Source organism: uncultured Tateyamaria sp., assembly GCF_947503465.1.
GTDB lineage: Bacteria > Pseudomonadota > Alphaproteobacteria > Rhodobacterales > Rhodobacteraceae > Tateyamaria.
The window spans coordinates 2,138,744-2,161,937 of the sequence record NZ_CANNDN010000001.1; the positions used below are offsets into that span (position 1 = coordinate 2,138,744).

Annotated in this window: 22 protein-coding genes; 9 read left to right on the forward strand and 13 right to left on the reverse strand. The window is 62.2% G+C overall.

Annotated elements, in window-relative coordinates; translation table 11 throughout:
• The first annotated feature begins 234 nt into the window (after positions 1-234).
• Positions 235-948, forward strand: coding sequence for a DNA helicase (locus Q0844_RS10650; protein ID WP_299044589.1), 714 nt, complete (start codon positions 235-237; stop codon positions 946-948).
• Positions 949-1,187: 239 nt separating this feature from the next.
• On the opposite strand, the gene Q0844_RS10655 is transcribed toward Q0844_RS10650, so the two are convergent.
• The 4 genes from Q0844_RS10655 to Q0844_RS10670 are packed head-to-tail and all read right to left on the reverse strand — an operon-like array spanning position 1,188 to position 5,073.
• Positions 1,188-2,102 (reverse strand): metal ABC transporter permease, encoded by a 915-nt coding sequence (locus tag Q0844_RS10655; RefSeq protein ID WP_299044591.1) that lies wholly within the window; start codon positions 2,100-2,102, stop codon positions 1,188-1,190.
• On the reverse strand, positions 2,099-3,301 hold the full coding sequence (locus Q0844_RS10660) for a metal ABC transporter permease (RefSeq protein WP_299044592.1): 1,203 nt from the start codon (positions 3,299-3,301) through the stop codon (positions 2,099-2,101). The genes Q0844_RS10655 and Q0844_RS10660 overlap by 4 nt, the downstream gene beginning before the upstream one ends.
• Positions 3,302-3,304: 3 nt before the next feature.
• Entirely contained in the window at positions 3,305-4,102 is a 798-nt protein-coding gene (locus Q0844_RS10665) for a metal ABC transporter ATP-binding protein (protein ID WP_299044594.1), read from the reverse strand.
• Positions 4,099-5,073: a zinc ABC transporter substrate-binding protein gene (locus Q0844_RS10670; RefSeq protein ID WP_299044596.1), complete on the reverse strand. Its 975-nt coding sequence runs from the start codon at positions 5,071-5,073 to the stop codon at positions 4,099-4,101. Before Q0844_RS10670 ends, Q0844_RS10665 begins: the two co-directional genes overlap by 4 nt.
• A 235-nt stretch (positions 5,074-5,308) precedes the next feature.
• Between Q0844_RS10670 and deoC the strand changes: the two genes are divergently transcribed.
• Together deoC and Q0844_RS10680 are read left to right on the forward strand one after the other, a co-directional pair.
• Positions 5,309-6,307: a deoxyribose-phosphate aldolase gene (gene deoC / locus Q0844_RS10675; protein ID WP_299044598.1), complete on the forward strand. Its 999-nt coding sequence runs from the start codon at positions 5,309-5,311 to the stop codon at positions 6,305-6,307.
• Positions 6,308-6,371: 64 nt separating this feature from the next.
• On the forward strand, positions 6,372-8,714 hold the full coding sequence (locus Q0844_RS10680) for an aldehyde dehydrogenase family protein (protein WP_299044599.1): 2,343 nt from the start codon (positions 6,372-6,374) through the stop codon (positions 8,712-8,714).
• Positions 8,715-8,804: 90 nt separating this feature from the next.
• Here Q0844_RS10680 and Q0844_RS10685 read toward each other — a convergent pair whose 3' ends face one another.
• From Q0844_RS10685 to Q0844_RS10715, 7 genes are all read right to left on the reverse strand, one after another.
• A complete protein-coding gene (locus Q0844_RS10685) occupies positions 8,805-10,124 on the reverse strand; it encodes a pitrilysin family protein (protein ID WP_299044601.1) in 1,320 nt (439 codons plus the stop codon).
• Positions 10,124-11,473, reverse strand: coding sequence for a pitrilysin family protein (locus tag Q0844_RS10690; RefSeq protein ID WP_299044602.1), 1,350 nt, complete (start codon positions 11,471-11,473; stop codon positions 10,124-10,126). The genes Q0844_RS10685 and Q0844_RS10690 overlap by 1 nt, the downstream gene beginning before the upstream one ends.
• Positions 11,474-11,567: 94 nt before the next feature.
• Positions 11,568-12,089: a DUF3035 domain-containing protein gene (locus tag Q0844_RS10695; RefSeq protein ID WP_299044604.1), complete on the reverse strand. Its 522-nt coding sequence runs from the start codon at positions 12,087-12,089 to the stop codon at positions 11,568-11,570.
• 49 nt (positions 12,090-12,138) lie between these two features.
• Positions 12,139-12,615 carry a signal peptidase II gene (lspA, locus tag Q0844_RS10700; protein WP_299044606.1) on the reverse strand — a complete coding sequence of 159 codons (477 nt, stop codon included), beginning with the start codon at positions 12,613-12,615 and terminating at the stop codon, positions 12,139-12,141.
• Between the two features lie 6 nt (positions 12,616-12,621).
• On the reverse strand, positions 12,622-14,205 hold the full coding sequence (purH, locus tag Q0844_RS10705) for a bifunctional phosphoribosylaminoimidazolecarboxamide formyltransferase/IMP cyclohydrolase (protein ID WP_299044608.1): 1,584 nt from the start codon (positions 14,203-14,205) through the stop codon (positions 12,622-12,624).
• Positions 14,206-14,220: 15 nt separating this feature from the next.
• Complete coding sequence (locus Q0844_RS10710) at positions 14,221-15,966, reverse strand: heparinase II/III family protein (protein ID WP_299044610.1); 1,746 nt, start codon at positions 15,964-15,966, stop codon at positions 14,221-14,223.
• Between the two features lie 73 nt (positions 15,967-16,039).
• The gene (locus Q0844_RS10715) at positions 16,040-17,311 is read right to left on the reverse strand and encodes an RsmB/NOP family class I SAM-dependent RNA methyltransferase (RefSeq protein ID WP_299044611.1); all 1,272 of its coding nucleotides are present in this window, start codon (positions 17,309-17,311) and stop codon (positions 16,040-16,042) included.
• A gap of 86 nt (positions 17,312-17,397) precedes the next feature.
• Between Q0844_RS10715 and Q0844_RS10720 the strand changes: the two genes are divergently transcribed.
• Positions 17,398-17,577 carry a DUF1674 domain-containing protein gene (locus tag Q0844_RS10720; RefSeq protein ID WP_299044613.1) on the forward strand — a complete coding sequence of 60 codons (180 nt, stop codon included), beginning with the start codon at positions 17,398-17,400 and terminating at the stop codon, positions 17,575-17,577.
• Between the two features lie 3 nt (positions 17,578-17,580).
• Here the strand turns inward: Q0844_RS10720 and Q0844_RS10725 are convergent, their stop codons facing one another.
• Together Q0844_RS10725 and dapB are read right to left on the reverse strand one after the other, a co-directional pair.
• Positions 17,581-17,934 (reverse strand): dihydrodipicolinate reductase, encoded by a 354-nt coding sequence (locus tag Q0844_RS10725; RefSeq protein WP_299044615.1) that lies wholly within the window; start codon positions 17,932-17,934, stop codon positions 17,581-17,583.
• Positions 17,935-18,035: 101 nt separating this feature from the next.
• Positions 18,036-18,851 carry a 4-hydroxy-tetrahydrodipicolinate reductase gene (dapB, locus tag Q0844_RS10730; protein WP_299044617.1) on the reverse strand — a complete coding sequence of 272 codons (816 nt, stop codon included), beginning with the start codon at positions 18,849-18,851 and terminating at the stop codon, positions 18,036-18,038.
• Positions 18,852-18,938: 87 nt separating this feature from the next.
• On the opposite strand from dapB, the gene rbfA reads away from it, so the two are divergent.
• From rbfA to Q0844_RS10755, 5 genes are all read left to right on the forward strand, one after another.
• Positions 18,939-19,334, forward strand: a complete 396-nt coding sequence (gene rbfA / locus Q0844_RS10735) for a 30S ribosome-binding factor RbfA (protein WP_299044618.1) — start codon at positions 18,939-18,941, stop codon at positions 19,332-19,334.
• Positions 19,331-20,071: a phosphodiester glycosidase family protein gene (locus Q0844_RS10740; RefSeq protein WP_299044619.1), complete on the forward strand. Its 741-nt coding sequence runs from the start codon at positions 19,331-19,333 to the stop codon at positions 20,069-20,071. The genes rbfA and Q0844_RS10740 overlap by 4 nt, the downstream gene beginning before the upstream one ends.
• Before the next feature lie 41 nt (positions 20,072-20,112).
• Complete coding sequence (locus Q0844_RS10745) at positions 20,113-21,504, forward strand: MATE family efflux transporter (protein WP_299044621.1); 1,392 nt, start codon at positions 20,113-20,115, stop codon at positions 21,502-21,504.
• Positions 21,505-21,559: 55 nt separating this feature from the next.
• Positions 21,560-22,465: a tRNA pseudouridine(55) synthase TruB gene (gene truB / locus Q0844_RS10750; protein WP_299044623.1), complete on the forward strand. Its 906-nt coding sequence runs from the start codon at positions 21,560-21,562 to the stop codon at positions 22,463-22,465.
• Between the two features lie 176 nt (positions 22,466-22,641).
• Positions 22,642-23,145, forward strand: coding sequence for a hypothetical protein (locus tag Q0844_RS10755; RefSeq protein ID WP_299044625.1), 504 nt, complete (start codon positions 22,642-22,644; stop codon positions 23,143-23,145).
• The last annotated feature ends 49 nt before the right edge of the window (positions 23,146-23,194 follow it).

The window sequence follows — 23,194 nt, forward strand, 5'->3', positions numbered from 1 at the left end:
GGTGAATGGCTGGTTTCGAGGCCAACTTGAGCATTCGTCAGTGTGCAGCGAATGACCGAAATCCAATTGAGTATTCCCAACGATCCGGGTAGAGTTTACAGGTGGCCTTGCTCGGGCCTCCTCCCTCCACTGGGGCAGCATTTGACATGCGGAGCGACACCATTTCGAACCTATCCTGTTCGAGCACGCGCATAAGGAGGGATTGCGGAGACCGCTCGCAAACGGAGGTTCAAGATGAGACTATCTTCGCCAATTTACACACTTAAGCGTCAAGCAAAACTGCTGGCACGCGACAATGAAATCAAGCTCCACGAGGCACTCAACCAGCTTGCAACCAAAGAGGGCTTCAGGGATTGGAGCCACTTGGCGTCCAGCTATTCCAAAGCAACTCCAGCCAAAGAAATCATGAGCCAGCTCAAATCAGGCGATATGGTGCTGATCGGTGCGCGCCCTGGTCATGGCAAAACCCTTCTTGGGCTGGAGTTGGTTGCATTGGCCAAAAAAAGCAATCGGACAGGTTATGTTTTCTCTTTGGACTACAATGATACGGATGTGTGGGATCGGTTTGAAAAACTAGGTTTCGACCCAAAGCAACAAGACGGTCCAATCGTCGTTGATACCTCGGATGATATCTGCGCTGATCATATCATTGAACGCCTCGGCGATACGTCGGGTGATGCATTCGTTGTCGTCGATTACTTGCAGCTTTTGGATCAACGGCGCAGCATTCCACCGCTCGAAGAACAGGTGCGTGCGCTTAAGGAATCTGCCGTCGAATTTGGAGCGATTGTTGTAATGATCTCACAGATCGATCGCTCTTTTGAGCTGTCAACTAGTGACATGCCGAGCATTGAGGACATTCGATTGCCAAATCCAGTCGACTTGGCGCTTTTTGATAGAACGTGCTTCTTACATGACGGCCAAATACAGATAGAGTTGGCAGCATAACCTCACTCAAATTTGCTTTGCGGACGTTCGTGGAAGGTCCGCAAAGTCCCGCACAGCCGGCCAACAACACTTCCTTAACGAATAGGGCCGTACGCGCCGTTAACCCGCTGAATTCCCCTAATCGTATGCCGCGCTGTGCACAGGGTGTGCACAGGGGGTGTACGGGTTGTGACCAGGCCCAAAGCCAACAAACAAAAGGGTTAACGCGCGGTCAGGCGACGTCGCGTCCTCTTGGTTGGTTAACCGTTGCGCGTACGGTGCGGTCCCGCCAGTGCCGCAACACCCAGGATGACGCCCGAAACGGTCGCGATCATCCCCGCCGCGCTGACAGAGGCCGACGCCCCGATCCACAATGGTCCATAGCCCGCCAGCACATATCCCGACACCGCCGCCAGCGCCGCGAACACAACCGACCACGCCACCTGATGGCCCAGCCGGTTCGTCATCATCCGCGCCGCAGCCGGGGGGCAGATGAACATCGCAATCACAATGATGGACCCCACCGCGTCAAAGGCCGCAACCGCTGCGATCGCGGACATGATCACCAATGCAAGACCCAAGGGCCCGGTGCGAATACCCACGCCACGGGCAAACCCCTCGTCAAAGGTGGACAGGGCCAGTGGGCGCCAGAAAAGCCCTAAAAACAATACGATGACCACCAGCGCAAGCGCCATCCTCGGCAGTTCGACCGGCAGTCCCGACAGCGAGACGGGGTCCAGCAACGACGCCCAGCCTGTCGCGTCCAACCAGATCAGGCTCTCCAGATTTCCGTAAAGCGCATGTTCCACATCCAGATGAACCGACGAGGTGTCCGACTGCTCCAAGAGCAGCACACCGCCTGCAAACATCGCGGTGAAGATCACCCCCATCGCGGCCCCGGCCTCGATCCTGCCCAGGCGTCGCACGGCCTCAATCGCGACCACTGCAAGCACCGCAGCCCCCGCGGCCCCCAGCAGCATCGGGCCCGTCGCCACCAGCCCCGTCAGCAGGAAGGCGACAACGATCCCCGGCAACACCACATGGCTGATTGCATCCCCAATCAACGCTTGCCCCCGCAGCAGCAAGAAATTCCCCGGCAGCGCGCATGCGACGGCAACCAGCACGCCAATGACGATGGGCGGCAATGACAGGGAGACGAATTCGGCGGTCATCACGCAACCACCTGCGGAGCTGCAATTTTCCCATCAATTTCCGACAGTTGATCGGGCGTCAGAACGTCCTCGATCGGCGTCAGGCCGTCATAGCGCATGGCGGCCAAAGCATAGGCCTGATCCCCCCGCACAATCGCCCAGCGCGTCTCGTCCAACAGCGCCTTCGACGCGGCCGCCTGCCCCTCTGCCGTGGGTACGCCATCGGGCAGGATCAGTCCCGAACGCGCCAGCAAGCGCCGCGTTAGGGCCTCGTAGATCGGCTGACCGTTGGCAAGCGCCAACAGGCCCTGCCGAACGTGCACGCGGCGCTGGTACCGAAGATGCACCAGCACCGATGCCAGCACCCCTCGGCGCGGGGAAAAGAGCAGCGAAACCAGAAAGATGGCAAAGCCCACCAGCACAACAATCGGTCCTGTCGGAAGGGCAGGTGCCACAGCGGATACCGCCGCACCGACATATCCGGAAACACCGCCGACACCGCCCGCGATAACCACCACATGGTCGGCCCGTTCCGTCCAGAACCGCGCCGTCACCGCAGGCACGATCAGCAACGCGACGATCAGGATGAGCCCCACGACCTTTAGGCCCACCACGGTGACCACCAGAACGATCCCCATCATCGCCAGATCGATCCGCGGCAGCGACCACCCCGTCGCCTCGGCATAGCCTGGATCAAACGCTGCCAGGCCCAGGGGGCGCCGCAGGATCAGCACCAGCACCAGCACCAACGCCGCAGAGACGGCCAGCAGAATTGCGTCGCTACGCAGCATCCCGGCGGTCGAGCCCAGCAAGAAACCTTCCAACCCCGCCTGGCGGCCCGCATTCATCGCCTGAATCACTGTCAGCACAACAATCCCAAAGCCAAAGAATACAGACAGAACTGCACCAATCGCTGCGTCTTCGCCCAGGCGCGTTCGTTGGCTCAGCCACTGGACACAAAGCAGGCCAAGGGCCGCCGACCCGCCCGCGCCCAACAGCAACCCGACAAGCGACCGACCCTCACCGCCCAGTGCGACCATGACGACAAAGGCAAGGCCGATACCTGGCAAGGTGGCATGGGAAATCGCGTCACTCACCAACGCCCGCTTGCGCAAGAACAGGAAGGTCCCGGCCACGCCGGCAGCAATGCCCAGCAGGGCCGCGCCAAGGGTCACAAGGGTTGCGTTATACCCCAGCTGCAACAGCAGCGCATCGGCCAGCACGGCCTAGCCCGCCACGCTTTCCGGATCGACACGCGCGGTTGCCAGACGACCACCATAGGCGGCTTGCAGGTTCTCCTCGGTGAACACGTCCGCAACCGGTCCAGCGGCAACAACCTGCGTGTTCAACAGAACCACGTCATCAAAATACTCAGGCACGGTAGAAAGATCATGGTGCACAGCCAAAACCGTCTTTCCCTCGCTTCGAAGGCCCTGAAGCACGGCTATGATCGCCTTTTCGGTGGCCGCATCCACACCGGCAAAGGGTTCGTCCAAAACGTAGATATCCGCCTGTTGTGCCAGCGCACGGGCAAGAAACACACGCTGCTGCTGCCCACCCGAGAGTTGCCCGATTTGACGCTGCGCGAAATCCGCCATCCCGACACGGGTCAGACAGTCCTGTGCCAACGCCTTGTGCCGGCCCCGCACGCGGCCCAACAGGCCAAGCTTGCGGTACATCCCCATCATGACCACGTCGATGACACGCACCGGAAAATCCCAGTCTACACTGGCACGCTGCGGCACATATGCAATCTGGTCCCGCATCCGCGCCATGGTCTGACCAAACACCGTGACTGATCCGGCCAGCGGCGTGATGACGCCAAGCGCGGCCTTGAGCAGCGTGGACTTGCCTGCCCCGTTTGGTCCGACAATCGCGGTCATGGTGCCCTGGCGCAGGGTCAAATCAACAGAGAAGATGGCGGGCGTTTGCCCATAGGACACTGTCATGCCGCGCACGGCCATTGGGCTGGCCGCCCGTGTGGCTTGATCCGTGTCCCGAGATGAAACGAGTGATATGGTCATGCTGCCGCTTTCAATCTGCCCAGACGCCCACCCACGGGTGTATCTGCACCCAAGGCGCGGGCAATGGTCGTGACGTTGTGATCGATCATGCCCAACCACGTGCCCTCATAGGTCCCGTCGGGCCCCATCGCGTCGCTGAACAGCGATCCGCCGATGCGCACCTGGTGACCTTGCGCAGCCGCACCTTCGATCAACGCACGGATGTTGCGATCAGAGACCGAGGTTTCCACAAACACTGCAGGCAACTGACGTTCGACCAGAAAATCGACAAGCGTGCCGATACGGTTCAGGCCTGCTTCGCTTTCGGTCGAAATTCCCTGGATGCCCATCACGTCGAACCCATAGGCTGTGCCGAAATAGCCGAAAGCATCATGCGCCGTCAGCAAGATACGCCGTTCCGCCGGGACCCCGGCCAGCACATCCTGGGCGTAGGCGGACAGCGCTTTGGCCTCCGCGACAAAAGTTGATCCATTGGTCGCAAATACGTCATGCGCCTCGGGCCGCAAGTTGGTCAACGCGTCCACGACCGCGGGCACGCAGTCAATCCAGAGGTCCGGGGCCATCCACACATGCGGGTCAAAACGGCCATCATAATCCTCGTGCGCAACCAGCCTGGCCGGATCAAGCGTGTCCGCCACGGCAAGCACGGGACGTTTGCGGGCCAGATCAAGAAGGAAATCCTCCATCTGTGCTTCGAGGTACAGACCGTGCCACATCACGGCATCGGCACGGGTCATGGCGACAATATCGCTGCGGGTCTGGCGGTATGCATGCGGATCAACCCCTGCGCCCATCAGGCCTGCAACGGCGACCTGGTCACCGCCGACGGACCGCACCAGATCGGTAATCATACCTGTCGTTGCGACAATGTTCAGGCGTGCGCGGGCCGCAAAGGACGGCGATGCCGCCAGCGCACCCAGCCCAGCAAGCAACGCCCGGCGGGAAAGTCGGATTGATGTGTTAGGTGTCATGCAATTGAATATGAGAACCATTCGCAAGAAGTCAATGGAATGAGAATGACTCGCAATAACATTTGCGTGGATTCGGTATCAAACAGGCAAACAGTGATGAAAATCTGGTCGTTTCGGCACCTGCAAACGGCCCCGGGCCGCATCACGCGCGCAGGACGACCCGGCGGCAATGGTTGCCAAAGCCGGAGCATCATGCCAGTTCGGGACTCTGTCGCAATCCGGTAGGATCACGAACATGCAAACCACGACCACAGCCGCCACATCGACGCAAACCCAACTGCCGCAGGTAACAGAGCCGCGCAATCCGGGCACCAAACTGGACCTCGATTGGGTCGCGCGCGTCCAGGCCAACACGTCCGCAATCGAGCGGCGGTGCGCCACTTTACCCGGTCGCCGATCCATCAAGAAGGATCATCAGGCAGCTTGGTTGCTGAAAGCCATCAGTTGTATCGACCTGACAACCCTGTCGGGCGACGACACGGAACGCCGCGTGCACCGGTTGTGTGCAAAGGCACGGCAACCCGTGCGGGCCGAGATGCTGGACGCGTTAGGCATGCCCGGCCTGACAACCGGAGCAGTCTGCGTCTACCACGAGATGATCCCGGCCGCAGTCAAAGCCCTGGAAGGGTCCGGCATACCTGTCGCAGCGGTCTCGACCGGGTTTCCAGCCGGCCTGTCCCCGTTCCACCTGCGCATCCAGGAAATCCGCGAAAGCGTGGCCGCCGGGGCCGAAGAAATTGATATCGTCATTTCGCGCCGCCACGTGCTCGAGGGCAACTGGCAAGCGCTGTATGACGAAATGGCAGAGATGCGCGAAGCCTGTGGCGATGCCCACGTCAAAGCGATCCTTGCAACCGGTGAACTGGGCAGCCTGCGCAACGTCGCACGCGCATCTCTGATCTGCATGATGGCGGGTGCGGATTTCATCAAGACGTCAACCGGCAAGGAAAGCGTGAACGCGACCCTGCCCGTAACGCTTGTGATGATCCGGGCCATCCGCGACTACTTCGACCACACCGGCTACCGTGTCGGCTACAAGCCCGCAGGCGGTATATCCAAGGCGAAGGATGCCCTTGTCTACCTGTCACTGATCAAGGAAGAACTGGGCAACCGGTGGCTGCAACCGGACCTGTTCCGCTTTGGTGCCTCATCGCTTTTGGGCGACATCGAGCGGCAGTTGGAACACCACCTGACCGGCGCCTATTCGGCGGGACACCGCCATGCGATCGGGTGAGGTTACCCATGGGTAACCACCTGATCGAAAACATTAAAATACGGTTAACAAAAGGGCAAAGCCAATGACCGTCAAGGAGATTTTCGAAACCATGGACTACGGCCCCGCCCCCGAAGCGGCGGGCGATGCGCTGGCATGGATCGTCGACCAGGGCGCGCGCTTCGGCCATTTCATCAACGGCCAATTCACCGATCATGCAGACGGCTTCGACAGCAGGAACCCCGCCACGGGCGAAGTGCTTGCCACCCTGTCCCAGGCCACGCAGGCAGACGTCGATGCCGCGGTCAAAGCGGCCCGCGCCGCCCAGCCCAAATGGGCCAAGTCCGGCGGCCACGCCCGCGCCCGCGTGCTCTATGCCATTGCCCGGCTCCTGCAGAAACACAACCGCCTCTTTGCCGTGCTCGAAACCCTCGATAACGGCAAACCCATCCGCGAAAGCCGCGACATCGACATCCCCCTTGCCCAAAGGCACTTCTACTACCACGCGGGCATGGCCCAGTTGATGGAGGCCGAACTGCCCGACCGCGAAGCGCTTGGCGTATGCGGTCAGATCATCCCGTGGAATTTTCCGCTGTTGATGCTGGCCTGGAAAATCGCGCCAGCGATTGCGATGGGCAACACGGTGGTGCTGAAACCGGCGGAATACACATCTTTGACGGCGCTGCTTTTTGCCGACATTTGCCGTCAGGCGGGCGTGCCCAAGGGTGTGGTCAACATCGTCACCGGGGACGGGGCCGTGGGCGAGATGATTGTCAATGCGGACGTCGACAAGATCGCCTTCACAGGCTCCACCGCGGTGGGTCGCCGCATCCGAGAAGCGACAGCAGGCACGGGCAAGGCGCTCACACTCGAACTGGGCGGCAAGTCCCCCTACATCGTCTTTGACGACGCGGACCTCGATTCAGCCGTCGAAGGACTGGTCGACGCCATCTGGTTCAATCAGGGACAGGTCTGTTGCGCCGGATCACGCCTGCTCGTCCACGAACCGGTGGCCGACGCATTCTACGCCAAACTGCGCGCCCGCATGGACAAGCTGCGCATCGGGGACCCACTGGACAAATCCATTGATGTGGGCGCGGTCGTGGACCCGGTCCAGCTGGACACAATCACGAAAATGGTCAGCGACAACACAGCTGGCGAAGTCTACCAGACCCAAACCGCCCTGCCCGCGCAGAGCTGCTACTATCCCCCCACCCTGATCACAGGATTGCACACGGCCGACCCGCTGATGCAGGAAGAGATCTTTGGTCCCGTCCTCGTCTCGACCACTTTCCGCACCCCATCCGAAGCAGTCGAACTGGCCAACAATACGCGGTACGGCCTGGCCGCAACGCTGTGGACGGAAAACGTGAACCTTGCCCTTGATGTCGCGCCCAAGCTGGCTGCCGGTGTCGTTTGGGTGAATGCCACGAACCTGTTCGATGCGGCCGCCGGGTTCGGCGGTGTACGCGAAAGCGGGTTCGGACGCGAGGGCGGATGGGAAGGGCTGCGCGCCTACACTAAGTCCAAAGGCGCCACGAAACCCGCCAAGTCCATTGCCGCCCACACGGGCGACGACACGCCGACCGATCCGCTGGATCGCACGGCCAAACTCTATATCGGCGGCAAACAGGCCCGCCCGGACGGCGGCTATTCACGGAACGTCTACGGCAAGAACGGCGCGCTTCTGGGCCAGGCCAGCCTTGCCAACCGCAAGGACGTGCGCAATGCCGTCGAAGCCGCCGCATCGGCCAAAGGCTGGGCCAAGACAACGGGTCATCTGCGCGCGCAAATCCTGTATTACATCGCTGAAAACCTTGCCGCGCGCGCGGACGAGGTCGCCGCGCGCCTGAACGCACTACAAGGTGGCCGGTCCGGTGAAAAAGAGGTCGAAGCGACGATCCGGCGCCTGTTCACCTATGCCGCGTGGGCCGACAAGCTGGACGGCGCCGCCAAAGGTGTGCCCCTGCGCGGCGTCGCGCTTGCCATGAACGAACCCACCGGGATCATCGCGGCGCTTTGCCCGGACGAGGTGCCGCTTCTCGGTCTTGTGTCTTGCATGGCCCCGGCCATTGCCATGGGCAACCGCGTGGTGCTGGCGGCCTCGCAGCCCTTTCCATTGGCCGCAACGGATTTCTACCAGATTCTGGAAACGTCGGACGTGCCTGCAGGTGTCGTGAACATCCTGACGGGCGACCACACTGACCTGGCCCCTCACATGGCCAAACACCTCAATGTGGACGCAGTCTGGTCCTTCTCCGGCTCCGACCTGTCAGCCACCATCGAATATGCCGCGGCAGGCAACCTGAAACGCACCTGGGTCAACCATGGCATCGCGCGCGACTGGATGGGCACCGAAGGCGAAGGCAAGGCATTCCTGCACGCCGCAACCGAAGTCAAAACCATCTGGGTGCCCTACGGCGAATAGCCCTTCTTCTGGCTGCAAATACTTTTGGGGGAGCGCGAGGGGGCAGACAGCCCCCTCGTCAACAAGGATAAGTCGCGTGTGCGCCAGCACTCAATTTGCGACAGTCGTATCCAGGCCGTCCGGCTGACCGACGACCACAAAATGCAAACCATCAGGGTCCAGCAATTCACCCGCCACGCGCTTGACATCCTCAAGGGTCACCGCTTCGACCTTTTCGTTGCGGGTGGCGATGTAGTCGATGGGCAGGCCCAGCATCTGCATGCCAACCATGATCCGCGCGATGGGCGCATTGCCATCGAACCGCAGGGGGTAAGCGCCCGTCACAAAGAGCTTCGCGGCATCCAGTTCTTCCTGGGTGACACCTTCGGCTGCAGCACGTTCCCACTCATCCCGGATCACAGACACAGCTTCTGCCACACGATCATTGGCCGAAGCCACTTGCCCCTGATATGTCGCGGCAAGATCCTGTGGCACGAGGAATGAATAGACCCCATAGGTCAACCCGCGCTTCACCCTTACCTCGGTGGTCAGACGGCTCTCGAAACCGCCTGCGCCAATGACCTGGTTCAGCAGGCGGGCCGCAAAAAAGTCGGGGTCGTCCTGCTCGATCCCCGCCTGACCGAAGATCGCCACCGATTGCGGCGTGTCAAACGGGACAACCGTAGTGCCGCCTTCGATCAGGATGTCCGCCGGGCCCGGTTGCGGCGCACCAGCATCGGGCAAACCCCCCAACAAGGTGTCCAGCAGGGGCCCGAGTTCTTCCGGTGTGATGTCACCCGCCACACCGACATACAGCCGGTCCTTGGCAAACACGGCGGCATGGGCGTTGACGATGTCCTCGCGGGTCAGCGCCGTGACGCTTTCAATCGTTCCGCGATGATTTGAACCGTAGGGGTGGTCGCCATAAGCCATCTTGTCGAACGCGGCGCGCGCAATCTCGTCCGGGTCGGTCGCATCCGACCGCAAACCGATCAGCACCTGCCCCCGCACGCGGTCCAACGCATCCTGCGCGAAGGTTGGTTCAATGATGGACTTGCGCAGCAACTCCACTGCCGCGTCGCGGTTCTCGGTCAGAAAACGGGCCGACACGGACAGCGCATCGTCGCCAACGTCATAGCCGAAGGACGCGGCCAACGCCTCCTGCGCGCGGGCAAAGGCGCGCGCATCCAGATCGGCGGCCCCTTCCTCGAGCAAGCCGGACATCAGATTGATGGCCCCGCGTTTTTTCGGATCATCCAAGGACGCACCGCCGCGGAACCGCAGCTCGAGCGCCAGGAACGGGATCGACGGTTCCTGCACCAGCCAGGCCGTGATGCCGCCCGGGCTCGTGACTTCGGTGATGTTAACCTCGGCCCGCGCAGGCAGGCTGGCAAACAGGACAACGGTCAGGACAGCAAGGAAACGGATCATCAGTTCACCTCCTCGGCCAGCGGACGGGTCAGCCAGCCGGTCACCGATGCGTTGCGATTCAGAACCATGCGGGCTGCCTCCATAATATCTTCTTCGGTCACGGCCTGCAGGATGTCCGGCCAGGCCTGCACGTCTTCGACGGTCAGGCCAACGGACAGCGCCGCGCCATAGCGACGGGCAATGCCGTCCACATTGTCACGTTGATAGATCTGGCTGGCGCGCAACTGATACTTGATCCGTTCCAACTGTTCGGGATCAACGCCGTCTTCAAGGAACTGGGCCAGGGTCACATCCACGGCCTCTTCGGCCTCTTCCAGACTGACGCCAGGCACCGGCACGATCACCACGTCAAAGGTGGCGTCATCCAAGGACGTCCCGCGATAGAACGCACCCGTGAACACCGCCTTTTGCTGCTCGAATTGCAGCTTTTCTGTCAGGTAACTGGTCTGACCACCCCCCAGCACTTCGGCCAGCAGCGTCAGAGCCGCCGCATCTGCCTGATCGCCCGGATCGCGTTCCGGTGCGATGTAGGATCGGCTGACATATTCCTGCGCCACCCGCGCATCCCGGAAAATCAGGCGCCGCTCTGCATTCTGGGGCGGTTCCTCGACGCGCACCCGCGCTTCCAGATCAGGCTTGGCCGGTATGACACCATAGTAGGTTTCCGCCAGCGTCCGCACCTCGTCGGGTGTCACATCGCCGGACACGACCAGGATGGCGTTGTTGGGGTGATAATAGGCGTCGTAGAAGCTCCGCAGGTCCTCCATGCTCAACTCTTCCATCTCGTGCCGCCACCCGATGATCGGAATGCCGTAGCGGTGGTTGAGAAACTGGGCCGCGTTCATCTGTTCGGACAACAACGCGCGCGGATTGCTGTCAGTGCGCTGGTTGCGTTCTTCCAGGATGACACCCCGTTCGGTGCGCACATTGTCTTCGGTGAACCGGATATTGCGCATCCGGTCCGCTTCCATGCGCATCATGAGTTCCAGGCGATCCGCCGCGACACGCTGGAAATAGGCGGTGTAATCAAAGCTGGTGAAGGCATTGTCGCGCCCACCGTTTGCAGACACCACCGAGGAAAACTCGCCCTCGGCCAATGTATCGGTCGCTTTGAACATCAGGTGTTCCAGGAAATGCGCGACACCGCTGGCACCCGCAGGTTCGTCTGCGGATCCCGCCTTGTACCAGACCATATGCTGCAGCACGGGCGCGCGGTGGTCTTCGACGACAACCACCTGCATGCCGTTATCGAGCGTGAAGGTGGTAACCGCCTCTTCGTCCGCTGCGTGCAGGGCAAGGGGTGAAACGCTTAGGGCAAGACCGGCAAGTGCGGCGCGCAATCGAAACATCGGCAGTAACCTCGGACAGTCCATGTTGTGCAAGACATACGGCCCCGGGGGCCCGGATCAAGCAGTGTTGGCGGGTTTGTGAGCGATGTGACGCTTAGCGACGACCGCGACGCACCACGCGTGGCGGTGCCAAAGGCGTCGGAACGCCCGCACGCTGGAACTGGCGCGCCGTCTGGACGGGGTCCAGTGACTGACGGCGATAGGCCTGATTGTAGATGTCTTCGCGCACGATACGGATTTGCGTCAAACGCGACTGACGGCGACGGAACTCTGCGTCGGCGGCGGCCAGCGTGGCCCGAATGTTGGCGTCGCGCCCGAAACGGCTGGCGTGGTTCACCAGGGCCCCGTCCGACCCGGGGATCGGGGCGTTGGGGGACGAGCGTTGTCCACCAAGCGCGCCGACGCTGTCCTCGAGCGGTCGTTGGTCCGTCCGATTGAACCCACCCGGCGTGGGTTGCGGCAGTGCCGAGAAGCTTTCCGGTTGTTCCAGGGGGCGCGCGGGCACGACGATAAACTCGTCCGGCCCATCGCCGCGCGACGTGATCTGGCGCAGGCCCTGGTTCTCGCACGCGGCAAGCAGGGTTACGGCAATCATGGCACATGCGATCAGTCGCATCGGAACTCTCCCTTGTTCGGGCTGCATTATCGCAGCTTGGCCGCCCTTGTCACGCGCCCTTTTTCCGGCTCGCACCCTCTTGACCAAAGAACACAAGACCAATGGCCCCGGCAAAGATAAAGATGTCCGCCACGTTGAAGACAAATGGATTGGCGATGCCGCAGCAGGACATGTTCAGGAAATCAAGGACAAAGCCATAGAGCACCCGATCCAGCACATTGGCGAGCGCCCCGCCGATCAGCAAGCCTGCGCTGGCGCAGGCAAGGCGGCCCTGCGGGTGCTTCCACACCCACCACAGCACACCCGCGCAGATGACCAGCGCAACGGCAATCAACGCCCAAACGCTGGCACCGTCGCCAAACAGGCCAAAATTGATGCCCCGATTTTCACCATACCGAAAGTTCAAAAGCGGTGGGAACACATTGATCGGATTGAATTGCGACACGCCCATCACGTGAATCACCACATATTTCGACGCTTGGTCGAGCACGAAGGCGATGGCCGCAGAGATCCAGAGAAGTTTCATCGCGCCCTAATGCCGGAAATGCCGCATGCCCGTAAAGACCATGGCGAGCCCTGCCGCGTCCGCTGCTGCGATCACCTCGTCATCGCGCATCGACCCGCCGGGTTGGATCAGCGCTGTGGCGCCGGCCTCGGCTGCTGTGATCAGACCATCTGCGAAGGGGAAGAACGCGTCGGACGCCACAACTGACCCTTGGGTCAACGGCGCAAGCAGGCCCATTGCCTCTGCCATGTCCTGTGCTTTGCGCGCCGCGATGCGGGTGCTGTCCACGCGGCTCATCTGGCCCGCCCCGACGCCGACTGTCGCGCCGTCTTTGACGTATATGATGGCATTGGATTTGACGTGCTTGGCCACCGTCCAGGCAAAAAGCATGTCGTTCAATTCCTGTTCGGACGGCTGGCGTTTGGTGACGACCCGCAGATCGTCGCGGCTGATCCGGCCCACATCCTTGTCCTGCACCAGGAACCCGCCCGATACCTGCTTGATGGCCAGCGCCGCAGCGGCGGCATCGGCCAGCCCGTCCGTCGTCAGCAGACGCAGGTTCTTTTTGGCGGAAAACACGTTGCGTGCTTCGTCCGTTGCGCCCGGCGCAATCACAACTTCGGTGAAGATGCCGGTGATCTCCCGCGCTGTGTCCGCGTCCAGCTCCTGGTTCAGCGCGATGATGCCCCCGAACGCTGAGGTGCGGTCGCAATCGAACGCGCGGACATATGCGTCTTTCAGTGTAGCACCGGTTGCCACGCCGCAAGGGTTGGCATGTTTGATGATGGCGCAGGCGGGGCCCTGGCCCGCGAACTCGCTCACCAGTTCAAACGCCGCATCGGTGTCGTTGATGTTGTTGTAGGACAACGCCTTGCCCTGATGCTGGGTCGCGGTCGCGACACCCGGACGGGCCGCGCCATCGGTATAGAACGCCGCCGTCTGATGCGGGTTCTCGCCATAGCGCAGCGTCTGCGCCAATTGCCCGCCAAAGGTGCGGCGGCGCGGCGTTTGCCCCACCTGGTCGGCCATCCATGTGCTGACGGCAGTGTCATAGGCCGCGGTACGGGCATAGGCGGTTTGCGCCAGACGTTGCCGCAGTTGATAGGTCGTCTGCCCGTCCTGCGCGGCCATCTCGGCCAGCACCACGTCGTAATCATCGACATCCACCACGATGTTGACAAAGCCATGGTTCTTGGCCGCCGACCGGATCATGGCCGGGCCGCCGATATCGATGTTCTCGATCACCTCGGCATAATCAGCGCCTTTGGCGACGGTTTCTTCGAACGGGTACAGATTGACCACAACCAGGTCGATGGCACCGATGCCATGTTCGTCCATGGCTGCGACATGTTCATCGTTGTCGCGCAGCGCCAGCAGCCCGCCATGCACCACGGGGTGCAATGTCTTGACCCGGCCATCCATCATCTCGGGAAAGCTGGTCACCTCGCTTACGTCCTTGACCGCAAGCCCGGCCTCGCGCAGCGCACGCGCCGTGCCGCCCGTGCTCAGCAATTCAACCCCGTGACCCGCAAGTGCCGTGGCAAAATCGACCAATCCGGTTTTGTCAGACACAGAAATCAAAGCGCGGCGAACTGGGTAGAGGTCGGTCATGTGGGCAGCATTCCTTTAGTCGTATACCTCGGCGGGATCATCCCGGTTCAGGTCGCGGATGCCCATGGCAGTTTCCTGCGCCTTCGACAAGGACCAGCGCACGCGGGTGGCATAGGTCATGGCACGGCCCGACAGGACAATCTGCTGCGTCGCGCGCGGCTTCAACCGTCCCTTTTCCAGGTACACGCTGGGTTGCAAAGTCAGGTTCTGCGTGCCGTCATGGCGAAACACCCAAAGCTCTCCGCTCTTGAGGGCGATGGACACCGCAGAGCCGCCCATGTCCAGTTCGGCATTCACCTCCGGATGCAGATGAAACCGGATGTCGAAGGGAATGCCCGACAGCATCTTGGCATCCATCACCTTGTCGAATAACCGTTTTTCACCATCTTCCATTGCCAGCAGCATGTCTTCGCCCGCCATGCCACGCCCATCGAATGTCAATTCCAACTGCCGCGCATGGGTCAGCCCGTGGGTCCGAACATAGCCGTTGTGCCCGCCCTGAAATCGCAGCCCGTCCGGCGCGTGGTTGATCTCGATCGGTACATGGGTCGGGGCATCAATCAGCGTTTCGCGGGCGGTGGCCCGGTCCGCATCACCCAGCCGCGCGCTGGAATACCCATCAAGCGACAGGGCCGAATGCGACGGTGTGGCGCGCCCCGCCCGGCGCCAATCCGCTCCGAAACTTGCCCCCGATCCGCAATTCACGATCAAGGGGCGACGCCCCGACGTGACTTCGAACGCGAGGGTAGAGGCGTGGGCATTGTGCCCGGCCTCGGGTTTCGGCGGCGTTGAGGCATCAATGATCACACTTGTCCGCCCGGAACTCAGGCGCGCATATCCCATCGACAGCCCGTCCGCCTGCCGGGTCTTGACCTCGCATGCGGCCAGCGCGTGATCCAGCCACCCTTCCTGACCACGGCCACCGCCGTGAAACCGGGCAAGGCCCCCATCGGAGTGGCGCAGGGTGCGCAACGTGGGTGCAATGCGCGCAATTGCGTCGCTGTGCGCGTCCGGCACCGCTTTGTCCGCATCTTCCAATGCCGCCGCAGCCCATGTCAGCAAGGTAAAGACGTCCAGCAATTCTTCGGGATTGCGGGTGGGCAGACCGCCCTGGTCATTGATCTGCTCGTCGCATTCGCGCGCCAATGCCGCCACCGCCGGCGGCGACAGGTCCTCCATCCCTTCCAGCGCAGAGCCGGCATAGATCAGGCCAGTCAACGCCTCGAACCGCGGCAGCCCGGGGGCTGCCGCATGCCAACGCTTGGACAGGAACCGGGTCTGCTGTGCGAGGCTTTGGAAAAAGGCATCCGGCGCAGGTGCATCCAGACCGCGCAGCAGAAACAGGGCATGGTTGATCCATCGGATCAACCGCCGCCCGGTCAGGTCCGGCGTCCATCCCGGCCCACTGCCCCGGCCATAGCGGTCAATCCATCCCCAAAGCCAGGTTTGCCCCAGTTCCCGGGTCGACAGATCGCCCACAGCGGCCAGATCGTCCAGCCAGGCAAAGCCGTGAATTTCATTCAGATATGAAGCATCCGGCGCCGTGACATCCCAGATCGGCATGTCCCTTGCTTCGATCAGGGCACCGGCAAACAGATAGTTGCCTGCCACCAATTGCCGACCCTTCGCGAAACTGCCGATGGTTCGAGGTTCCGGCGATGACACAAAGGCCGTCGCGGCCTTGGCGCTGGTTGCACGACGCGCGTGCCAACGGTTCAGGAACCGTGCTTTTCGTGCGGTGAACCCGGTCAGGGTGGACATGCTCTCTGCCTCGACGCGTCTACGGCGCTTTGCGTTGCACAATAGCGGCTGCGCACGCGCGAGTCACGCAGTCTCAGCCGCTTTTGCGCAGGCACGCCACATAGAAGCCGTCCATCCCGCCACGGTCTGGCCAGTGATCCGGGCGCAGGCGCAATCCGCCTTCTTCCGTGACCCAAACCGGATCGACGCCAGGGCGGTTCAGGGCCGCGCGATCAACCGACAGATTCGGATGTCGTGCAAGTGCGTCTTCGACCTGCACTTCGCCCTCGTCCGGCAACAGCGAACAGGTGCAGAACACCATGCGCCCACCCGGTTTCAGCAGGGTGACCGCGTGATCCAGCATACGCGCCTGCATGTCGATCAATGCGCCAAATTCGGACCCGTCCTTGGCAAAGGGCAAATCCGGGTGGCGACGGATCGTGCCCGTGGCGGAACAGGGTGCATCAAGAAGGATCGCATCGAACTGACCCGTCACGTCAAAGGCATCCTCGACCCGCGTGTCGGCGTTCAATCTGGTGCGGACCAGGTTCTGCTTGACCCGTTCCATCCGTCCTTCGGAAATGTCGACGGCTGTCACAGTTGCCCCCGCAGCGGCCAGTTGCAGGGTCTTGCCGCCGGGTGCGGCACAGAGGTCCAGAACCGTTTCGCCCGGCTGGGCGTCCAGGACACGGGCAGGAATGGCGGCGGCGGCATCCTGCACCCACCATCTCCCTTCGGTAAAGCCCGGAAGCCCAGACACCTGAACCGAAGCGGCCACACGCACCGACCCCGTCGGCAGCACATGGCCGTCAACGGCAGCGGCGACTTCTTCGGGCGCGGCTTTCACGCTCAGATCCAGCGCAGCGCCCTCAAAGTGCGCTTTTTCCATTTCAAGGACCGCTTCGCCGCCCCATGCATCGACAAGCGGGCCACGCAACCATTTGGGCAAGCGCGGAATGCGCAGCGTGGGCCACTGCTCCGCACCTTTGTCCGCCACCTTGCGCAGCACGGCATTCGTCAGCCCCTTGAGATGCCCATAGCGTTTATGGCGCGACACAATGTTGACCATCGAGTTCACGACGCCATGCGCCGCCTCACCTGCGCACAGCTCGATCGTTCCGACGCGCAGCGCATTGCGAACGGTGAGCGGCGGGTACTTCTGCAGGTGCTTTTGCAGGATACGGTCCGCCCGCTCCATGCCGCGCAGGGTCTCGGTGGCCAGACGCTGTGCCCGGGCACGATCGGCAGGTTCCAGTCGATCCAATGCGCCCGCCCCGATCAGCTCGGGCATCAACTTGCCCTCGCCAAGGATCTGATCCAGCAGGTAGATCGCGCTGCGCCGCGCGGGCAGTCCCGTATCGCTCATGTCCGTCCCCGGTTATTGCTGTCGCACCCGCTTGCCGGGGCGAAGGTCGGGCGTATATCAAGGGCATGACCCAAGAGGAACCCACCATGTCAGACGACCAGCCCACCGATCTGCCGCCCGCTGCAGTGCGCGCCCTGGCCGAGGCCGAGGACCGGCGCAAGGCTGCCAAGAAGCTGGACTTGCCGACCGAACTGGGCGGACGTGACGGACCGGAACCGGTCCGCTACGGGGATTGGGAGAAAAAGGGGATTGCGATCGATTTCTGATCGTTACCGCAAGCGGAACATCGCGCTGTCCCCGGCACCACGGTCGGATGTAAACTTGATCCGACCATCGTCACTGGCCTGAACTTCCTGACAGTTATAGCCCAGCGGGTCACCGCCCCAGAACAGATCGCGGCAGAAGTACCCGTTTTGCCAGGACCACGTGCCTTCGACGTCCCAGCGCGCGCCACGGCCCTCGATCTGACCATCTGGCCTCACATTCAGCTTCACAAACGGGCGGGTCAGCGTCTTGCCGTTCACCAGTTGCACGAATTTCTGCTGATTGTCGACCTTCACGAGGTCGGCCAGGGCGGGCCCGGCTGCAACAGCGGCCACAGCCGCAAGCTTTATCACACGCATATCACAATTACCTTCACGCGATGGCATCCTTCGCCAACATGTACGCTTGATCACGGAAATTGGTTCACTCTGACGGTGAAAACATGGTGCGCGGGCGGCGTTTATCCACGCATTCCCAATACATCCAGCATGTCATACTGCCCGGGGGCCTTGTCCTGGGCCCAGAGGGCGGCCCGCAACGCGCCCTTTGCAAAAAGCGCCCTGTCGGTCGCCATGTGCTTGAGGACAATGCGTTCGCCCGCCCCGGCAAACAGGACCTCGTGCTCGCCCACGATATCGCCGCCCCGAATGACCGAAAAACCGATATCGCCGCGCTTGCGGGCACCGGTTATGCCGTCCCGGGCTGCATCGCGCACCTTGTCCAGATCAACGCCGCGCCCTTCGGCTGCGGCCTCACCCAGCATCAGGGCGGTGCCTGACGGTGCATCCACCTTGTGGTGATGGTGCCCCTCGATCACCTCGATATCAAAATCCTCGTCCAGCGCGGCAGCGACCTGTCTGACCAGCTGGGTCAAAAGGTTCACCCCCAGGCTCATGTTGCCTGCCCGCACGATGGCGCAATGGCGCGCGGCCGGTTCCAATTGGGCGATCTGTTCATCGCTCATGCCGGTTGTGCCTATGATATGCGCCGCGCGCGCCTGTGCCGCGATCTTCGACAAGGCGAGTGTTGCCTCGGGTGCGGTGAAATCGATCACGGCCTGCGCCTGCGCCATCGGTTCCAGCGCATCGTCAAAGACACGGGCGCCGACGGCCTTGCCCCCCATGGCTTCGCCCACGTCCTGCCCGATCCAATCGTGCCCGGGTCGCTCAAGCGCACCGACCAGACGCATCCTGTCGCTGTCCAGAACCGACCGGATCAGCATCTGACCCATCCGGCCCGATGCACCTGCAATCACGATCCCCGGCAAATCTGACATGTCCCTCATCCCTTTTGGCGGTTTCCCGCTTCCCTAGCCTGCCCGCCGCCGCTTGGCAAAGGTCAGCGCCTGACTTAGATGGGACAAATGGCAAAGAACAAGTTTCACGATGGCCCCGGCCCCTCGCAACGGCAGTTGCGCGTTGGCGAACTGATCCGCCGCACCCTGTCCGAGGTGCTGGCGCGCGGCGACGTGCATGACCCCGATCTGAACCGCATGTCCATCACCGTGGGCGAGGTGCGCACATCTCCCGACCTCAGGATCGCGACGGCCTATGTTTTGCCGCTGGGCGGGCAGGGGCAAGAGGATGTCCTCAAGCTGTTGGCCCGCAACAAGGGCGAATTGCGACGTGCGGTGTCCAAGAAGCTGGCGCTCAAGTTCGCGCCCGACCTGCGGTTTCAGCTGGACGAGACGTTTGACCGGATGGACGACACACGGCGCATGCTGAACCAGGACGCCGTGCGGCGGGACACCAAGGCATGATGCGAGCAGCAGCGGCGCTGGTGCTGCTGGTCTGGACCTTGCCGGTCTGGGCCGTCACCTGCGACACCATCCGGTACGAGGGCAACCGCTATACCGCCTGCACCGTCGATCCCGCAAGAGACGAGCTGCGCCTCTTCCTTTATGACACCGACGGCGCGCCTTATGGGCAATTCAGCGCCGTGGATCAGGCGCTGACGGCCGAAGGCAAGGCCCTGACCTTTGCCATGAACGCCGGCATGTATCACGAAGACCGCGCGCCCGTCGGGCATTATGTGGAAAACGGGAAAGAGATCATGCGCGTGATCGCAAATCCCGGTCCCGGCAATTTCGGGCTGTTGCCCAATGGCATCCTGTGCCTGCGCCCGGGCCGGGCCGACGTGTTCGAAACGCTCGATTTTGTGGACCGGTCACCCGACTGCAAATTTGCGACGCAATCCGGGCCGATGTTGGTCATCGACGGGCAACTGCATCCCCGGTTTCTGCCCGACAGCACGTCCCGCTTTGTCCGCAACGGTGTCGGGACCAGCGCCGATGGGCGCAAGGCCGTATTTGTCATTTCGAACAACGCTGTCACCTTCCACGAATTCGGCAGCCTGTTCAAAGACGGGTTGGGCCTGCCCAACGCGCTGTTCTTCGATGGCAACATCTCGCGCCTTTATGCGCCGCAGGTGAACAGGGATGACTTTGGCTTTGCCCTTGGGCCCATTATCGGAACGGTTGCGCCCGCCGCGCGTTAGCCCGCTGTGCAGGGCGATCCTGCGACCACGTGGGACGCTCGATGCCAACATCTGCAAATCTGAATGATCACCCCATAGGCTGGGCACTCTTTCGCGTGTCTGCCCCGATGAGTATCGGCATTTTCGGAGTGCTTATGGTCGGGCTCGCCGACGCTTTCTTTCTGGCACGATACGGGGATTTTGCGCTGACGGCCGTCGGCTTCATCTATCCGGTCACCATGACCCTGACCTCACTGTCCATCGGGTTGAGTGCCGGAACCAGCACCGTTGTCAGCCAGGCCCTCGGGCGGGGAGAAGACGAGGAAAAACAGCGCACCACCATGCACGCGATGCTGATGGGGCTTGGGCTTGCATCGGTCGCCACGCTTGCCTTTTACCTGGCGGCTCCTTGGCTCTTTGGCCTCATGGGCGCGTCGGGACAGGTGCTTGATGCTGTCATGGCCTATATCCCTTGGTGGTGCCTCAGTTTTCCGCTTCTGGTCATGGCACAGCTTCTGAATTCGGTCTTTCGTGCGGCAGGGCGTTCCGAAATTGCGGCGATCACCATGTTCGGCCAGGCAACCCTGAACATCGCCCTGACCCCGCTTCTGATCTTTGGTTGGGGACCGGTGCCTGAACTTGGTGTCGCGGGTGCCGGGCTCGCGACCTTCCTCGCGCGCGCCCTTGGGTTTTTCGGTATCCTTATCTACGCCTGGTGGACATCCGAACTGTGTTTCGATGTGAACCCGCTCAAGGGCCTGCTGGCGTCGATCCGCAAGATTGGGCGGGTCGCGGCCCCCGCTTCGCTTTCCAATGCGATCAATCCGGGCGGCATGGCCGCTGTGACCGCAGCCGTTGCGATTGTCGGCGATGCAGCCGTCGCGGGGTTTGGCGCCGCAACACGCGTTCAATCGCTGTTGTTTGTGCCCATGCTGGCCCTGTCGGCGGGCATTGGCCCTGTGGTGGGGCAGGCCTGGGGCGCCGAAGACCGGCAGCGCGCGCAGAAGGCCGTACGCCTGACAATCCTGACCTGTCTCGCCTATGGCGCGGGTCTGAGCGCGGTCCTGCTGCTGTTTGCCCAGCCGATTGCCGCACTGGTGGCCGACAACAAGGAGGCGGCCACCTACGGCGCGCAATACCTCCGCTTCGTCGGGTTGTCCTTCTTTGGATATGGCATTCTGATTACCGCGAACGCCGCGATGAACGCACGGGATCGCGCGCTGTGGTCAATGGGACTGAGTGCTGCGCGGATTACGCTGATCTATATCCCCTTTGCCTGGGCGGGTGTCCTGATCTTCGGCTTCAGTGGTGTTCTTTGGGCCGCAATACTTGCAAACACGCTGGGCGCGTGGGGCGCAGTGATTGCATGCCGCGCCGTCGGACTGCTGGACACGGATATGCCCGGGATCGGCGGTCCCGCCCGGGCGGCGCGATCCTTGGTGTCGCCTGATTGACAACAGCCGCAACGCTGGGATAGGCGGCAGCCCTTATTCGACAAACGGGGGCGACATGGGCCGTTCACGCAAAGGGCGCGACATTTCCGGGTGGTTGGTGGTGGACAAGCCCGCAGGCCTGACCTCAACCGCCGTGGTGAACAAGGTGCGTTGGGCGCTGCAGGCCAAAAAGGCCGGGCACGCAGGCACCCTCGATCCCGAGGCAACCGGCGTGTTGGCCGTCGCCCTGGGCGAGGCAACCAAGACAGTCCCCTACATCACCGATGCGCTCAAGGCCTACCGCTTCACGGTGCGATGGGGCCAGGCCACCAATACCGACGATGCCGAGGGCGAGGTGGTCGCGACATCGGATATCCGGCCCACGGATGACCAGATCAAGGATGCACTGGGACAGTTCATCGGCGACATCATGCAGGTCCCGCCCAAATTTTCAGCCGTCAAGGTCGACGGGCAACGCGCCTACAAACTGGCCCGCGATGGCGAAGACATTGAACTCGCCGCCCGCCCGCTTTGGGTCGAGGAACTGGTGCTGACCGACCGGCCCGACACAGACCACGCAGAGCTTGAGATGGTGTGCGGCAAAGGCGGCTATGTGCGGTCCATTGCCCGCGATCTGGGCCAGGCACTGGGCTGCTACGGCCATGTGCGGTACCTGCGACGGATCTGGTCCGGCCCCTTCGACGCCGAAGACGGCCTGACCTTTGAGCAGATCGAAGAAATGGCGCAGACGCCCGACCTGGATGACCACCTGCGCCCGACCGCCGAAGGACTGGCCGACCTGCCCGAACTGCGCGCGACGCCGGAAGGGGCCGCGCGCCTGCGCAACGGCAACCCGGGCATGGTCCTTGCGTCGGACATTGAATACGGGACCGAGTGTTGGGCATCCCTGGACGGCGTGCCAATCGCCGTTGGCCGGTACAAGGCAGGCGAATTGCACCCGGCGCGTGTGTTCAACCTGTAACATTCCGCCCCCATTCACGGACCCGCATCACGATCCGGGCCGGTTCCGCCCTCTCATTTGTTACAGTTCGCAAGCTTTCGATAAGCGATGCGTGAGGCGCCTTTCCAAAAGGAACTGAACGGTCCACATCTATCCCATCAACAGCAGACACGACGTCCATTTATGGGAAACATGACATGACAAACGTAACACTCCGCACCGTTGGCACCGTCCTGACCGCAGGGGCATTCGCCACCATCGCATTCGACGCTTTCGGGCAGGCGCTCAGCCCGCTCCTTGGCTACGCAAAACTGGCACCCGTCGGCCTGGCCGGCGCATCGCTAAAGGCCATCTTCGGCGCAAACCCCTCCGGCGCGGCACACCTGTTGCACGCTTTGACGGGCCTGATCTTCTACGCCGTGGGTTACTTTGCAATCGCGCGCCCCATTCAGCTGGCCGTGATGCCGCGCCTGCACTGGTCGATGACGGCCATCGCTTACGGCATCGCGCTGTGGGTCTTTGCCCTCTATGTCATGGCGCACCTCGTCACCGGCAACAAACCGTTCCTGGGCTGGACCGGAATCACCTGGGTCGCGCTGTGGGGCCACATCGTCTACGCCGTGGTTGCCGCCGCCATCATGGAAGCCAAGGGCGCCGTGCTGGACCTGCGCCGCGAACCGATGGCCATCCCCGCCGAATAAAGGCGCTTGCATAAACACATTGATGGGGCGGTCTGCGGCTGGCAGAACC